The organism is Paraburkholderia sp. RL17-337-BIB-A (genome assembly GCF_046025895.1).
In the GTDB taxonomy this organism is placed as follows: domain Bacteria; phylum Pseudomonadota; class Gammaproteobacteria; order Burkholderiales; family Burkholderiaceae; genus Paraburkholderia; species Paraburkholderia fungorum_C.
Window position 1 is genome coordinate 607,331 of sequence record NZ_JARESY010000001.1, and the last position, 13,667, is coordinate 620,997.

Below are 13,667 nucleotides of genomic sequence, written 5' to 3' on the forward strand. Positions count from 1 at the left end.
GCTTTAGCGGCGGAGCGGGGCGATGACGTTGTCCATCATCAACCCGCCACCCAATCCCCCGATTTCCCGCCGTGCTTCTCCAGCACCTTCACATCGGTGATCGTCATCCCGCGATCCACCGCCTTGCACATGTCTGGATGCCGTTCATAGCCTTGCGTGACGGTCTTATAAATCAATGGCTTACGAGCGCCGCAGCATTCGATCTCGACCAATCCAGTTGGTTGAGTGGAGCGGCGTTGGAGCAGAATTGGAACAAAAAAATCTGCGCTTCCAACGCCAGCCGTAAGTTTACGCGATCCGCCGTATCCTTGGACATGCGCGGAAGCGTGGCGACGCACAAACTCTCGAAGCCGATGTTGACACTATCCTCCAGGAATTCGGATCAGATTATAGATTTACTTTCTGTTGAGAGCTTATGGCGTGGATCTTCACGGATCTCCGCGATATTTGCAATGCTGCCAATGCCGATTATGACCGGTTCGACGTGTTCAATACGTATGCCGGGTCGCCATGCAAACCGCCATTCATGCTGAGTGACGAATTGGGGTGGTTTTGAAAAAACGGGGCCGTACTCACTTTTTCCGCCATATACAACGGGAGCGTCCATGCCAGCCCAATGCGGCAGTTTTAATTTTACTGCATTGTGAAAGCGATCGCTGAATTCCTCAACGTTGTGGATAACTAGACATGCGTCGGTGTTAGGAAACTCATCAAATAACTGTTCATCCCACCGATCCGAAAAACATACTGTCAAATAATTTGTTCCTACCGCTGATCGGTAGGTTATATCGCCGATTGGTCTAATATGATTTCCCGTGGCTTTCACTGTAATGGTGACAGCGCTTGCCGGAGATTTGCTTATTCGAACGAGTTCATCATCGTGTCGTGCAAGATCGTTTTCGTGCTCTTTGTAGTCACTTGCCGGTCGAAGGCGAAATTCCCCAAAATTAAGAGAGCGTTCCAACCATTTATTTTCTGAATATCGGAAGAGTTTTGGTGGGTGCATGATGTCAATTTGCATGAGTTATGCAATGGGATCGGTATGCCAAAGATAATGAATTTAACGTGAATATTTTTAACATGTAATATCGGCTGATGGATTGGTAGCGTGATGTCGCCTATGGAAAATTTCCGTGACTGGCCCATCGCCAATGGTTGTGTTGTTTGACAGGCTATCACTCGCGCAGTGATGCGACATAAAGAGTTTCGGCTATCCGATGAATAAGCGCGGGATTTGCGCTTGTGCCAGATACAATAGGCGCAAATCCCGCATAACTTATGAATGGTGGCTTGGCGACTGCGTCTGGCCCATCGATGTCAGTTATCTCTGGTAGGTTTGAGCAGCTCGAATACCACCCATTGGGGCGGCGCTCCATCGGGAGAAACTCGGGCATAACCCTTCTCTCTGGCGTAAATTTTCAGTGCATCACCTTGGTGGTATTGCTCTTCCACCGACCCATCCGGCTTCGGACGCACATCGCAAATTGGCACGTTGACGTAATAAGTTTCGCCTACGCCTTCGTTTGGATTTTGCTTCTCATTGAGAATTTCCAGAGCGACGACTCGCGATTCGTTGCTGTACGCTCCCGAAGCGGGATCGTCCGCGCCAAACTTGTAGAGCAATTGCTGAAGATCGTAGCGCTGCTTATTGCCGTTCAACTCCGCTCGGTTCACTTGGCCGAACGCCATTTGCGTTTCGACCCATTGATACGCCGTGACGTGAACTGATGAGCCGGTCGGATACATCACGAAACGCAACTTATCTACTGGTGTAGTGCTGGATGCGTTGCCAAGGAGCAATTGTGTTAGCACCGATGACTGGCCTTCCATTGTTTTGCCGCAGACGACTTGATTTGTGCTGGATTCAGTGACCATCGCACCAATTTGCGAGCACGCACCGATCAGTTTGTTTTCAACCGCTTCAAGCGTCGTGTTTGAAAAATTTCCTTCTGGATAGCCGGAAGCGGTCTGGGTCATCGGCAGGTCTGCGACGCAACCGGCGAACAGAACCGGAAGTACGGCAACTGCTATTTTCTTCTTCAAAGCATTCCCCGATGTCTAGTTTGTGTGCAATGGCTGTCGGACGAATAGGCGAAAACGATCAGCAGTGCATTTTTCACGCGACCATTTGTATGCTTTCTGACAGGTTTCGTAAGATCAGCGAACGCATAGTAATGGTGACAATATGTTACTGGAAGACTGTGACCGGACTGTAGCGCCGATGCAAAATTCACGGGTTGGATAACTCACGCAGTTGCGGATACGGTTAACCGTTTCAGTTGGTGACGGACAGTCGCCGCAACCGGGAATCTCACTCGCGTTGACGATCTGATCGGCGATAGAATCGAACGGCCCCAAGGTCGTGAATCGAGTGCATCAATGAACAGAAGCTACACCTACAAGGGCTTCGAGATCGCCGTAGAGCTTGAAACGGTATGGGAAGCTTCCGGGAACGTCTGGTTGTTGCCACCACGCGGCTTTATAGCGGTCGTGCATATTCGAAGGTTGGGCGCTACTCGTCCAACGGTTGCGCCAATACGCCTGACGGCAGACAACCAGCGGCCCTTCGCGACTGAACCTGATGCTGTCATGACAGGGTATAGCGCGGGTCAGCGAGTAGTGGATGACACACTCGTTCCGTGAAACTACTCCATCGCGATTGATAGAAGGTCGGATACTGTTTGGCGGTGCGCTTAATTCCGGTCGTGTCTGGCAGCAACACGCGACGCTGCGTGGAGCCGCTCCAATCTCGCCAGAAGTGCCGAACCCTGCTTCTGGATGTAAGTCGGCATGTTGGGGAGTGCAAGCACTGCGAGAATGCGCGTTCGCCAGTAGTCCGGTTGCATTACGATGTTCGCCTGTAGGGCGTTGTGGATGTTATCCAGATGTTCCAACTGAAAGATCATTGTCTGGATATGAGCCAATTCCTGTTCCGAGTGTGCCTGTCTTGACATACCCATCTCGCCGTTTTTATTTATCGTTTGTGTGATGTCAGTGATCCAAGGTCGTAAGGATCGGACGGTCTTGTACGCGGCTTATCACGCTGTCGTTTAGGAAGCCATCACCGTTGGGATCGGGGCCAGCGGCACCAGTCGTGGTGATCTAGGTTCCTGAGCAACTCCGCACGACGACGTTCGCGACGGTAGTGGGCGATCACGGCGGTTGCGGCAATTACTAGCACGAAAGTACCGATCACAATTCCCAGCCACGATTCGCCCATTGCAATCTCCATTGTTAGGTCCGGTCCGCAGTCGCTGACCGCTTGCCTTCCTTCAATTGCCGCGATGATTACCTGTAACCGTGATGTCGGTCCCGTCAGACCCGCCGTCTCTCACAGGCCAAGCGGAGTGCGCTCAGTGGATCCGCGAAATAGCTTGCAGGACGGTGTCGCCTTGCAGAGTGGTGCGAAGTCGCCGGTGTCCTGACGGCAGCAGTTCGACGATCACTAGTTGACGTTCCAGCAGGGTGCGAAGCTCCGCGCTGTCCGGTTCGATCTGATCGGACGCGTCTCTGACCAGCATCAGCGTGGTGAATTCATGCGGACTCAACATGCGTGTCTGTCTCCTTGGTGCGAAGCGATTCCAAGCTTATGGCTGTCTGCCAGAGACGGATGTGTCATCGTCATATTGACGACCGCACACCGTTCGGTAACTTAAGGCTGCGTGGGGATGCGTTCTCCCGGAACCTTGCGCGGCACCGGACATCTGTAGTGATTATTTAGAGGAAATATACTAACTTCGCGAAACCGTTGTGCGGAATTTTTTTTCTTGGTAATTACCCGTACATGAAGTGTCACGCGCCCGTCATGCAGTGGTGGTGCCAACCATTGATACTCCGGTCGTGCAATGGTACTGAGCGGTCCATCATTGGATTACATGCGACGGTGGCCCACTGTACCAATGGTAAGCAGACTGATTGCACGCTGTTGCAGTGCCCGGTCGTACCACCAATCGCCGACTGACCATTGATACTCGGCCTGCTAATGGTAGTCATTGGTAGTGGTCTCGGCGACCAACAGTCCGGTTCCACTGTTGCAATGGTAGACCGAGTGATGCTTCACTGGTCCGCGCCTATGTAAGGTGCCTATGGTTATTTCGATTTTTGTTTTAGTTGCACTGAACCATATTACCCATTTGGGTGCAAGTTCTACCATTGCTGTATTGTGTAACGTTTCCCATTCGGGTGGCAGTGACCCCATCACTATACTGCGTGGTATTACCCATTTGGGTAGCAGTGACCCCGTCGCTATACTGCGTAGTGTTACCCATCTGTGTAGCAGTCGTTCCATTGCTGTACTGCGTCACATTGCCCATTTGAGTAGCGGTCATCCCATTGTCACACTGAGTCGTATTTCCCATTTGTGTGCAATTGATTTGCGCTGAAGTGGTTGAAATATAAAACAAACCACCAACAATTGCTAATGCTATTAGTGACTTTTTCATTACTTATCCCCAATTGGTCATGTGGTTACACGGTCGCTTGATATTCAGTAGACGATGAAAATGGCTAACGCAAGAATCTTATTCTATTTCCTGACTCTGAGTTCATAAACTTTCGCTTTGGCAAGAAGTAAGGGCCACTGTAGCAATGGTAGTCAGGCTGATTGACCAGTGTTGTAGCGTCCAGTCGGTTATGGCAGACCGACTGGTACCGCTCACTATTGGGGGTGGGTCTGTTGCTGGAAACTCGGCTGCGCAAGGGAAGTGGGTCCGTTACCCGGTAACGCTGATGAGCTATCGGGTATCGCTGAAGTAGACATCCCATTCTGCCGAGACCGGATCGAGCCTGCGCACGATTGCGGCGTCCGCCCGCACCACCAGCCGCTCAAGCATCTCCCGTTTCGTTACCGAGTAACGGCGTGCCAGCCGTGCGAGCGCGAGATCAGCTTCAGTTGTCACCCACATGTCCAGCCGCCGCTCTCCGTTGCCGTCCGTGCCCGCAGTCGTGCGCCTTGCACGATAGGCGGCCTGTCGCTCTGCTGTTGTCTGTGCCATCCCGCTTCTCCTTATCGTCGTTACCCGGTAACACTCCGTGCGACTACGTTACCGGGTAACGGCACATGTCGCAAGGTGTGGGATCGCGACGGGTATGAAGACCGGCAGGTAGACGATCATGCTGGGTGTGACCGCTGTACGGGTAGCTGGCGATGGTGTTACCAGTAATGGTAGCCGGTGATGGTGTTGCCGGTGATGGTATCAGCGGACTGAATGGTAAAGCTGATACCAGTACGGGCTGAAATAGCCGTTGGTACGCTACTGACCACCTGTTCCACTGCTGGCCTACGAGACTGAGTATTAGTGTCGGCATAGTCTCGGTATCCATCACACTGTGGTTCATTAGCAGGGACGTCCCGGTCAGTGGACGGCAATAGTGCCGACTGTAGCGCCGAGCGATTGTATGAAAATGGACATACCGGGCGAACAGTCGCGGCAGTGCATTGCAATGGTCCGGTGCAATGGTGCGTCGGTTGCCGACTCTGCAATCACTGGGCGCAGGCCATCAATCCGTCAGATGTCCATTGCAGGCACCGGTCCGGCGTATGCATCGCTTTGAAATCAGCAATGGCACCAGCGCCGTTTCTATTTGCGCCATCGGCAGACATGATTTTCGTAAGTCGGCGCGATTCAGTCGCTTGGCGCTCCAGTTTGTGACGCCGTGCGGCTTCTTCTGGGCTGGCAGTAGCGCGGGCAGCTTCGTCGCGGCTCACAAAGTCGTTGATGCCGATTGTACGTGCGGCGAGAAAGGCTTGAAGCGATGTGTCATCGCCAGCAAGGCGGATACAGAAGTCATGCCACGGCTTACCGCTCGGCGTGACGGCGCGTTGCCGGTACGCATATCTCTTGCGACCCATCGACACGCCGTCCGCATGGAAGACCACGCCGTCGTCTTTCAGGGCTTCGGTGCGAACGTCGTCTTTCACGATCCGTTTGATGTCCGTACCTTTGACCAACGTGTCGGTGGCATAACCATGCTTTCGAAGAATTTCACCCGCGTGATGGCGCTGACCTTCACTAAGTTTCTTCGAAATGATGGTGTAATTGAAGCCCGTTTCCCCGGACTCGTTTTCGATCAGGGCTGCAAGTTCTTTGTTCGTCAGGTTCGCCAGTTCTGGATTGGCGCAGAGCATCGATGCAAACGTGGTCGCCCACATGGGGAACTGTGATTCCGGGATGACCTTGATTTGTACTTTCAGGAACTTGCCGGACGCAACCGTATCAAGTTCCTTGTCCACGTACTGGTAAAGATTTTTTTCGACCGATGCCGCGTCCTTGATCTCGCTTTTGATGTTTCGTGTTGACACTTCGTTGTTCTCTTGTGAATGGTGGGGAAGTTCCCCGGTCATGGTGAATTGTCATTTCAATCTCCTTTCATAACGGGGCGAGCGAACACCCCCTCGAAACCCTGTCAAATTGACAGAATAGTGAACCATAGTCTTGTGGATAGTCGGTTCCTAGTTGGTTACTTATCTTTTCTTAGTCGGTCACATGTCTTTTTCTTATCTGATTTCATTTATTTGAAGAAACCAGTTCGACGTGATGGCCTGCGCTGCACAGGGCAGCGACGTACTCGGACGCGGTAGCGGACGAGTTGGATTCGTTATTTAATGAAGACCTGATTGCCGCGACATCTGGACCTGATTGAAGAGCGAGAGCCTAGTTGTTTCCTATTTGTTCTTCGTTGGACTACATTGAATCTCATCCGGCGACATGTGGACGGGATCGAACTTCGGCCTGCGGCCTTAGTTGAATCGCCGTCACTGCGTGCCGTCGAATTCATGCACTGCCATGTGATTTGACGGGACTTGTTCCTTCTCATGTGTTCCACAGCCACGGATCACCGGCGCTGCTGATGGACAAGTCACGCGTCCGCCAGTTCTGCTTGTACTCATTGGCGCACAACTTCGGCCTGTAGTCACTCGTTCCGCCGCATGGGCGGGACGCAGTCCTTCAATGACAACTCACTACCAGCAGAAATCAGCGGCGATATGAGTTCAAAGATCAACGACGAAACAAATCAGGTGCCGTCGCTCAATTGCACAATGCAGCGTCGGATTTTGCGGAATCGGCAGAAAGCCGTTTCTTGGACAGGCGATGGACATGCAGGCCGGTCTAACCCACTCATCAACAACCGAGTGAATCGACGGAAAAAGCATTATATCACAAACGGGTCCATTTTGTCCATATCTGGCACGATTCTTGTTGGGGTCATGTTGCTTTCAAATCCAATGGTCACCGTTTGTCAGTCACGCCCTACCCAAACGCGGTTCCAAACGGGTACACCTGATGGAAACCGCTCTAATCGTGGTTCGATATATCGGTTGACACAACCCATATCGAACCGATATTATACGAACTAGTCAAATCGAACCGGTGGGGTAATCTATGTTCGTCAGGGCGTATCTTCGGGCATCAACAAAAGAGCAGGACGCCGGTCGTGCCAAGAACGATCTGATCGACTTTGCCAAGGAGCGTGGTCTTCACATCGCAGCCTTCTATACCGAGAACGAATCCGGTGCGTCACTGCAACGACCAGAGCTATTCAGGTTGCTGTCGGATGCGCATGAAGGCGACATCCTGTTGATTGAGCAAGTGGACCGGCTGTCGCGTCTCAATAGCGACGACTGGCAGAAGCTGAAGTCTGAACTTCAATCCCGTCGCGTTCGGGTCGTCGCACTCGACCTTCCAACATCATGGATCATGGCGACCACGGCGGATGACATCACCAGTCGAATGCTTGATGCGCTCAATTCCATGTTGCTGGACATGCTGGCTGCCATCGCGAGAAAGGATTATGACGACCGTAGGCGGCGACAGGCTCAGGGCATTGCCAAGCTGAAAGAATCAGGCGGTTATCGCGGTCGGAAGCCTGATGTCCAGCGCAATGCGGCCATCATGCAAATGCTGCGTCGTGGTGATAGCTGGAACCACATCATCGCGGCGACCGGTTGTTCGCGTTCGACGCTGTCGCGACTTGGTCAACAGGTGAAGCAGGAAGCTGCTTGAAGTCGTGGGTCTCAGGCACCGCTCTGGGACCGAATGGTGCTTGCTTGGCGATGTTCCACTACGGTACCCTTGCGCTGTTGCAACCGGTTAGTCCCCGGCCCGGATTGGGAAAAGGATTGGGGGGATTTGTATCCAGCTTGCCGTCCCTGACGAAATTGTCGAATCGGCTAAAACGGAGAAATTGTCATGTCTGACAGCAACGGCACCGCACGCGTGTCCATACCATTCGGCAACATCGGAAAGGCCAGCAAAGAAGAACTCACGAAGCATTCCTTCGACCTTGTTCACTTCCCGATGTATCTAGATCGCCATGTACCGCCACGCGTTCGCATCGAGATCACGGACGACTATCGGGACGATATCGATCTGACGGGCTTGTACGAGAACGACCAGAACGCCCGGTGTTGGAAGTATGTGTCCCTGATCGCTGATGACAATGGTTGTCCGACCGATAGCGACGAGTTCTATCGCATGGTCCATGGCGCGTTTGGTGCACATGCGGATGGCCTGACTTACATCGGCTTTAGAAGGGGCGGTCCGCCTGTCTATGCACCCCTTTTTGCGCTTGCGATGCTGTACCAGAAGTACGGATGCGGCATCTTCTTGGCCGGTGAGATGCTGCCGACACCGTGGCCCGAATCTACGGTGAGCTATACCTTCACGCTTCGTTGACGCCACGCTCCTATGGATAAGGCCGCTGGTCTGGATTGACGGGGTCCGCTCTAGCGGTGTACTTCGTCAGTCCCCGTCTTCTGAAAATCCGTCCAGTTCGCGTTGGTCGAAAATTGGCTGCCCGAGAAGTCGCAAGCGTGCAATACCGGCGATGAGATGTGTGGTTCGGCGTCTCATCAGACGATTGAAGCTGCTTGCTTTCCAAAACTATGGTGGTGAGAATTGGCCGCTTTCCGATATGGCGAAATTCAGACGGGGCCAACAAACAATTGGTTAATCACCACATCGATGCAACTAACGAGAACGGTCGCATAGCGGTCAGTTCTCATTCGTTGCAGGCTGTTCTTCATTGAAGTATTACGACAAGAAGGTTTTCATGAATCGAAAATGGGCGTCAAGCCATCACATTAAATCGGGGTTCCCACGCACAGCAGCAGTCGCGTTGGCGGTGTCTATATTGGCAGGATGCGGCGGCGGTAGCGGCGGAAGTTCAACCGCGACCACCAGCAACGCAACGCCGACCGCCATGTCCGGGACCGTGGCCGTTGGTGGTAGTGTCGCCGGAGCTAACATCACGGTAATAGATGCGAAGGGTAATAGCGCAAGCACGACCAGTGACGCTTCAGGCAACTACACAATCTCTCTGGCGGGGCTGACCGCTCCGCTGTTGATTGTCGCTTCCGATCCCACCGGCGTGAATCCGACGTTGGCTTCGGTCGTCACCACCATACCCAAAGGAACGACAGCACCTGTGATCGGAAACGTCACCACCTTGACAACGGCGGTGGCGGCACTCCTGACGACCAGCGGCAACGCGTTAGAACTTGCTGGCAGCGGTAGCTTATCGTCCCTTGCGCAGACCGCTTCAGTGACAAGTGCCATCGCCAAACTCAATGGGGCGCTTGCCACTATCCTTCCGTCTAACGGGCTGAGCGCTGCATCGTTCGATCCGGTGGGCACCGTGTTCACGCCGAATCAGAGCGGTGCGGACGCCGTGATTGACGCAGTGCAAGTCGTTCCCGCGCCGACTGGCGGTACCCAACTCATTTCGTCAGCAGCGCCATCGAGCGGCATTACCCTGAACCAAAGCACGTCGGTGTCCGCACCGCTTGCTGCGCCACCTGTCGCGGCGAATTACCTGACGGCGCTTGTTGCGCAACTTACACAGTGCCTTGGGGGAACGGCAGCGGCGTGCGGTCAAGCAATTGATGCGAAATACAAAGAAAACGGCTTTACCGCCTTCGCGGACGCGCATCCGCAGATTGCAGCCACAGGCGTCACTATCGGGACGCCGCAAACCCTTGAATTCCTGAAGGGTGCGGGCGGCACGCAAGAAGCGTTGATTTCGATCCCCTACACGTCCAGCGGTGGGGTGGCCGGGACTGCTGTGACGGTCGTTCAGCAAACGGGTAGCAATACGTGGGACATCATCGGAAACCAGCAGCAGTACAACGCCACAATCTCTTCGTATCTGAGCCGCTGGCAGTTCCTTGATGCGACTAACGCACAGTTCAGCCGGTATGAGTCGGGTCTAGGGATCAGCATCCCGGTCGGCGGACCGAATCCGGCGAACCTTGCGTCCGCTTCAGTAACGGGTCCCGGCATTAACGGTACGTTGTATCTCGTACCGCGTGCCGCTACAGGCAACAATACGCTTGCACTGACATCCACCGTCCAGACGAGTGTGCCGACCGGTGGCCTGACTTCAGGTTCGAACACAAATCTATATCGTTGGTCATGGCAAGCGGTCGCCGGTGCGACAGGGACATACAACCCGCCGAACGGTAGGCGTGGGTTCTACGCTTCGTCGCCGATTGACCTTTCCACGGTGCAACAGTTTGCTCCGTACACCGTTACGTTCTATGACTCGACCGGTGCGCAGATCGGGCAGCCGATGACCGTTATTAATACGACCCCGCCTATCAGCGCAGCCGTAGGTACCGGGATTCAGTGGCAGACGCTTGCGTCCAGTGTTCAGAATGACTTCCTTAATCCAAGCGGCGCGCTCGCAGGTTCCCAATCTTCGGTCAGCCTGTCGTGGTCGAATCTCTTCAATAATCAGAACATCGCGCCTTTGGCGTCGCGAACGCAGATTCAGGCGGTTCCGGGCACGGGTGTGACGACCGGTGAAGTCGATGGATGGTGGCCGGGTCCGGCGACGTTTGCAGCTTCAGGACAATACTCGTCGTCCGTAACGGCTGGTATGAGTCAAACAGGTATCCAGCAGTGCGCGACTGCTTGCCAGTTCCCGGCGCTTCAGGCGGGTGGCTCACGTCTGGCTGAGTTGTACTGGAACGTCGGTCAGACGACGTACTACAACATCTGGAAGTATCAGGACTGAACGTCGGGCTTCCCGATCTGCGGGTGATTCATGTCAGCGGCTGCATGGCGGGTGACAATGAATCACCCGCTTTTTCTTCAGATGTCGGTATTGATCCGGGCATCATAAAACCGTGGGAAAGCGATGAAGCGACTCTTTGCTATGAAATTTGCATTCGTTGACTGTTGGCGGCTGAAGGACGGCATTATGAACATTCGACTCACGGACAAGGCATCATGAAGCGCGTTGTCGTGGGGTTGGCGATTCTTTTTGCAGTCAAGTCTTGGGCCGCAGAACCAGAAAGGCTGGCAGGCATTGCGGCTGCTCCATCGGGTGAACTGGTGACCGTGCCGAGTCGTGATGGGGTGACTGAAAGTCTGTATATCGAAACATCCGGCGCAACTCCGGCGTGGGTCATCGTTCTTTTCGCCGGTGACGACGGCGCTTTGCACCTGACAGCAGATGGCCCGACTACGCTTCGCGGGAATTTTCTCATCCGAACGGCTGCTTATTGGGTTCGGCAGGGTGACGCGGCTGTACTGATCGACACGCCGTCTGATTACGCGAATGGGATTGACGACGGGTTTCGTCTAGGAAAGGACGCGTTCGGGGATGTGGCAGCGGTAATCAAAGCACTGCGGCAGCGTTTCCCTTCGTCGAGAATCGCGCTGGTCGGTACGAGTCGGGGAACGACCTTGGTCGGAAATGCGCTCGAACGTAATCCTGATCTTGCAGACGCATTTGTGCTGACATCACCTGTGTCTATCGCCCGGTACGGTAAAGCCGGTGTTTCCGGCCTTGACGCAGACGGCACCAAGGTCCGCGTGCTGGTCGTTTCCAATCGTCACGACGCTTGTCCGGCAGCAATGTTTTACGGTGCGAAGCGGCTGGCTGACAGGAATCACTTCGACCTTGTCGCCGTCGAATCGACAGGCGGTGGCGGTGACAGGGTGACTGACTGCGGTGGACATTCACCGCACGGCTTCCTTGGAATTGAAGACGAAGTTCTTGGCGACATCAATGGCTGGTTGGCGGCCAGCGTGTCCCGTTAACCTATGCATAGTCGGGGGAATGAATTTGACAAATAAGAATGGTTTCGCTTCATTGATACAGAACCGTCAGTTCGATGCCGAACTTGGTGGGCTTGTCGGCCTACTGGTCGGCGATGCGGTCGGCGTAGGGTTTGAATTCAAGAAGCCTACACAGATTCCGCCACGCGATCAGATTGAGATGACAACGCCTGTCGGCTTCAGGCGGTCACATGCCGGTGTGCCGGTCGGTACGTGGTCCGACGATGGTGCACAAGCCCTTTGCCTACTCGCAAGCTTGCGCGAATGCGGGAAGTTTTCCTTGACCGACTTCGCCGAACGGCTGCTGCGATGGCTGGACGACGGTTATCTTGCGGTTGATGGACATGTGTTCGATGTGGGTATTCAGACAGCCGACGCGTTACTCAGGTTACGCGACGGTACGTCACCACGTGAATCGGGCGGCGCGTCTGTCATGGATAACGGCAATGGGTCACTGATGCGGGTCCTGCCGCTTGCCTTGTGGCATACCGGTCCCGATGGCGAGTTGGTTCACTATGCACATTTGCAGTCGATGGTAACGCACGGACACCCGCGTTCACTGGTTGTCTGCGCGTTCTACTGTCTTGTCGCAAGGGGTTATTTGCACGACCTTGCAGACCCTTGGTCATCAGCCGACCAACGTCTCGAAAAAATCTATGCCGAGTGGTCCGACCAAACGGCACGAAGGGCGTTTCTCTGCGAACTGGACGTACTTAGAAGCTTCCCGAAGACCGATGAATCACGCGGGACCGGATACGTCCTTGATACGATCTGGTCGGCGCGGAAGGCGATGGAAGCAGGGTCGTTTGAAGATGTGGCCCGGACTGCAATCAGCTTCGGAAACGATACTGACACGACAGCCGCAGTCGCATGTGGTCTTGCCGGAATCAAGTACGGTATCGACGGAATCCCTGAGCGATGGCTGAGACAGCTTCGTGGCTTCCATCTTGTCGAACCGGTCTTAGCCGGGTCGCCTTTCAATGTCAGGTGAACCAATGGTGACTTTGTCGAAGGCCGTGCAGGAAGCCATGTGGGGTGATGAAGCCATACTTCGGTATATGGAAATGGCGCGTGAACATTTCGAAAAAGGTGAACGGAGTGCGCTCATCGAAACTGTCTATCTATGTGCCCGGTTTCAAGCCGTCATGCCGGATTGGGCCGCCGACGCCCTGTTAGACGCTCAGGGTCGCTTGAATCAAGGGCAATTGAAGGATTTCAATGAAGCGTTCGGTTGGGATGGTCCGTCGCAGTCCATGCGGGAGCGGGCCGCTCGGCGGGCGCGAATTGAGAAGGATGTACTGCTTGAATTGCAGAATACGCGGCTGGATGGCGCTTCTCTGTCCCCAGATGACATGTTCGACAGAGTCTGTGACGGGCTTAGTAAGCGCGGCATCGAAGCCAGCCGTAGGGACGTGGAAGCTATCTACAAAACCAGCGGGCAGTTCGTGAAGGGATTGCCGCGTTCAAAGGACCCGATGCAAATCTTCGGGTTGGGTCACAGCACGATACCGCTTCCACGCCGCACAGGACGTTCAATTCTCAACGACGAGAAAAAGTAAAACACGAATTTCGGCGCGGAGTGTGTTGGTGTGATCCCGATTG

Annotated in this window: 13 protein-coding genes and 1 pseudogene; 7 read left to right on the forward strand and 7 right to left on the reverse strand. The window is 54.2% G+C overall.

Annotated features, from left to right (window positions below; all coding sequences use genetic code 11):
- Positions 1–38: 38 nt before the first annotated feature.
- The 3 genes and pseudogenes from moaC to P0D84_RS02890 all read right to left on the reverse strand — a co-directional run.
- Positions 39–134 (reverse strand): annotated as a pseudogene (moaC, locus tag P0D84_RS02880) (cyclic pyranopterin monophosphate synthase MoaC); the annotation flags it as partial.
- Positions 135–382: 248 nt separating this feature from the next.
- Positions 383–1,021, reverse strand: coding sequence for a hypothetical protein (locus P0D84_RS02885; RefSeq protein WP_408332279.1), 639 nt, complete (start codon positions 1,019–1,021; stop codon positions 383–385).
- A gap of 296 nt (positions 1,022–1,317) precedes the next feature.
- Positions 1,318–2,043: a hypothetical protein gene (locus P0D84_RS02890; protein WP_408332281.1), complete on the reverse strand. Its 726-nt coding sequence runs from the start codon at positions 2,041–2,043 to the stop codon at positions 1,318–1,320.
- A 336-nt stretch (positions 2,044–2,379) separates the two neighbouring features.
- Here P0D84_RS02890 and P0D84_RS02895 point away from each other — a divergent pair, with 336 nt between their 5' ends.
- Complete coding sequence (locus P0D84_RS02895; protein ID WP_408332283.1) at positions 2,380–2,643, forward strand: hypothetical protein; 264 nt, start codon at positions 2,380–2,382, stop codon at positions 2,641–2,643.
- A gap of 50 nt (positions 2,644–2,693) precedes the next feature.
- Here the strand turns inward: P0D84_RS02895 and P0D84_RS02900 are convergent, their stop codons facing one another.
- The 4 genes from P0D84_RS02900 to P0D84_RS02915 form a co-directional block, all read right to left on the reverse strand.
- Complete coding sequence (locus tag P0D84_RS02900) at positions 2,694–2,954, reverse strand: hypothetical protein (protein ID WP_408332285.1); 261 nt, start codon at positions 2,952–2,954, stop codon at positions 2,694–2,696.
- Positions 2,955–3,353: 399 nt separating this feature from the next.
- The gene (locus tag P0D84_RS02905; protein ID WP_408332287.1) at positions 3,354–3,551 is read right to left on the reverse strand and encodes a hypothetical protein; all 198 of its coding nucleotides are present in this window, start codon (positions 3,549–3,551) and stop codon (positions 3,354–3,356) included.
- Between the two features lie 1,182 nt (positions 3,552–4,733).
- Positions 4,734–4,994 (reverse strand): hypothetical protein, encoded by a 261-nt coding sequence (locus tag P0D84_RS02910; RefSeq protein ID WP_408332289.1) that lies wholly within the window; start codon positions 4,992–4,994, stop codon positions 4,734–4,736.
- A gap of 488 nt (positions 4,995–5,482) precedes the next feature.
- A complete protein-coding gene (locus tag P0D84_RS02915; protein ID WP_408339918.1) occupies positions 5,483–6,343 on the reverse strand; it encodes a hypothetical protein in 861 nt (286 codons plus the stop codon).
- Between the two features lie 1,039 nt (positions 6,344–7,382).
- Here P0D84_RS02915 and P0D84_RS02920 point away from each other — a divergent pair.
- The 6 genes from P0D84_RS02920 (at position 7,383) to P0D84_RS02945 (ending at position 13,624) form a co-directional block, all read left to right on the forward strand.
- Positions 7,383–8,003 (forward strand): recombinase family protein, encoded by a 621-nt coding sequence (locus tag P0D84_RS02920; protein ID WP_408332291.1) that lies wholly within the window; start codon positions 7,383–7,385, stop codon positions 8,001–8,003.
- Positions 8,004–8,189: 186 nt separating this feature from the next.
- Positions 8,190–8,675: a hypothetical protein gene (locus P0D84_RS02925; RefSeq protein WP_408332293.1), complete on the forward strand. Its 486-nt coding sequence runs from the start codon at positions 8,190–8,192 to the stop codon at positions 8,673–8,675.
- A 526-nt stretch (positions 8,676–9,201) separates the two neighbouring features.
- Positions 9,202–11,016 carry a hypothetical protein gene (locus tag P0D84_RS02930; protein WP_408332295.1) on the forward strand — a complete coding sequence of 605 codons (1,815 nt, stop codon included), beginning with the start codon at positions 9,202–9,204 and terminating at the stop codon, positions 11,014–11,016.
- A gap of 215 nt (positions 11,017–11,231) precedes the next feature.
- Complete coding sequence (locus P0D84_RS02935; protein WP_408332297.1) at positions 11,232–12,047, forward strand: alpha/beta hydrolase family protein; 816 nt, start codon at positions 11,232–11,234, stop codon at positions 12,045–12,047.
- Between the two features lie 25 nt (positions 12,048–12,072).
- Positions 12,073–13,056, forward strand: a complete 984-nt coding sequence (locus tag P0D84_RS02940) for an ADP-ribosylglycohydrolase family protein (RefSeq protein ID WP_408332299.1) — start codon at positions 12,073–12,075, stop codon at positions 13,054–13,056.
- 4 nt (positions 13,057–13,060) lie between these two features.
- The gene (locus P0D84_RS02945; protein WP_408332301.1) at positions 13,061–13,624 is read left to right on the forward strand and encodes a hypothetical protein; all 564 of its coding nucleotides are present in this window, start codon (positions 13,061–13,063) and stop codon (positions 13,622–13,624) included.
- Positions 13,625–13,667: the final 43 nt, after the last annotated feature.

What these genes read in the sequence shown, in the direction of transcription:
- P0D84_RS02885 (WP_408332279.1), bottom strand. Translation starts at nt 1,021, where the DNA reads ATGCAAATTGACATCATGCACCCACCAAAACTCTTCCGATATTCAGAA.
- P0D84_RS02895 (WP_408332283.1), top strand. Translation starts at nt 2,380, where the DNA reads ATGAACAGAAGCTACACCTACAAGGGCTTCGAGATCGCCGTAGAGCTT.
- P0D84_RS02900 (WP_408332285.1), bottom strand. Translation starts at nt 2,954, where the DNA reads ATGTCAAGACAGGCACACTCGGAACAGGAATTGGCTCATATCCAGACA.
- P0D84_RS02905 (WP_408332287.1), bottom strand. Translation starts at nt 3,551, where the DNA reads ATGTTGAGTCCGCATGAATTCACCACGCTGATGCTGGTCAGAGACGCG.
- P0D84_RS02910 (WP_408332289.1), bottom strand. Translation starts at nt 4,994, where the DNA reads ATGGCACAGACAACAGCAGAGCGACAGGCCGCCTATCGTGCAAGGCGC.
- P0D84_RS02915 (WP_408339918.1), bottom strand. Translation starts at nt 6,343, where the DNA reads ATGACCGGGGAACTTCCCCACCATTCACAAGAGAACAACGAAGTGTCA.
- P0D84_RS02920 (WP_408332291.1), top strand. Translation starts at nt 7,383, where the DNA reads ATGTTCGTCAGGGCGTATCTTCGGGCATCAACAAAAGAGCAGGACGCC.
- P0D84_RS02925 (WP_408332293.1), top strand. Translation starts at nt 8,190, where the DNA reads ATGTCTGACAGCAACGGCACCGCACGCGTGTCCATACCATTCGGCAAC.
- P0D84_RS02930 (WP_408332295.1), top strand. Translation starts at nt 9,202, where the DNA reads ATGTCCGGGACCGTGGCCGTTGGTGGTAGTGTCGCCGGAGCTAACATC.
- P0D84_RS02935 (WP_408332297.1), top strand. Translation starts at nt 11,232, where the DNA reads ATGAAGCGCGTTGTCGTGGGGTTGGCGATTCTTTTTGCAGTCAAGTCT.
- P0D84_RS02945 (WP_408332301.1), top strand. Translation starts at nt 13,061, where the DNA reads ATGGTGACTTTGTCGAAGGCCGTGCAGGAAGCCATGTGGGGTGATGAA.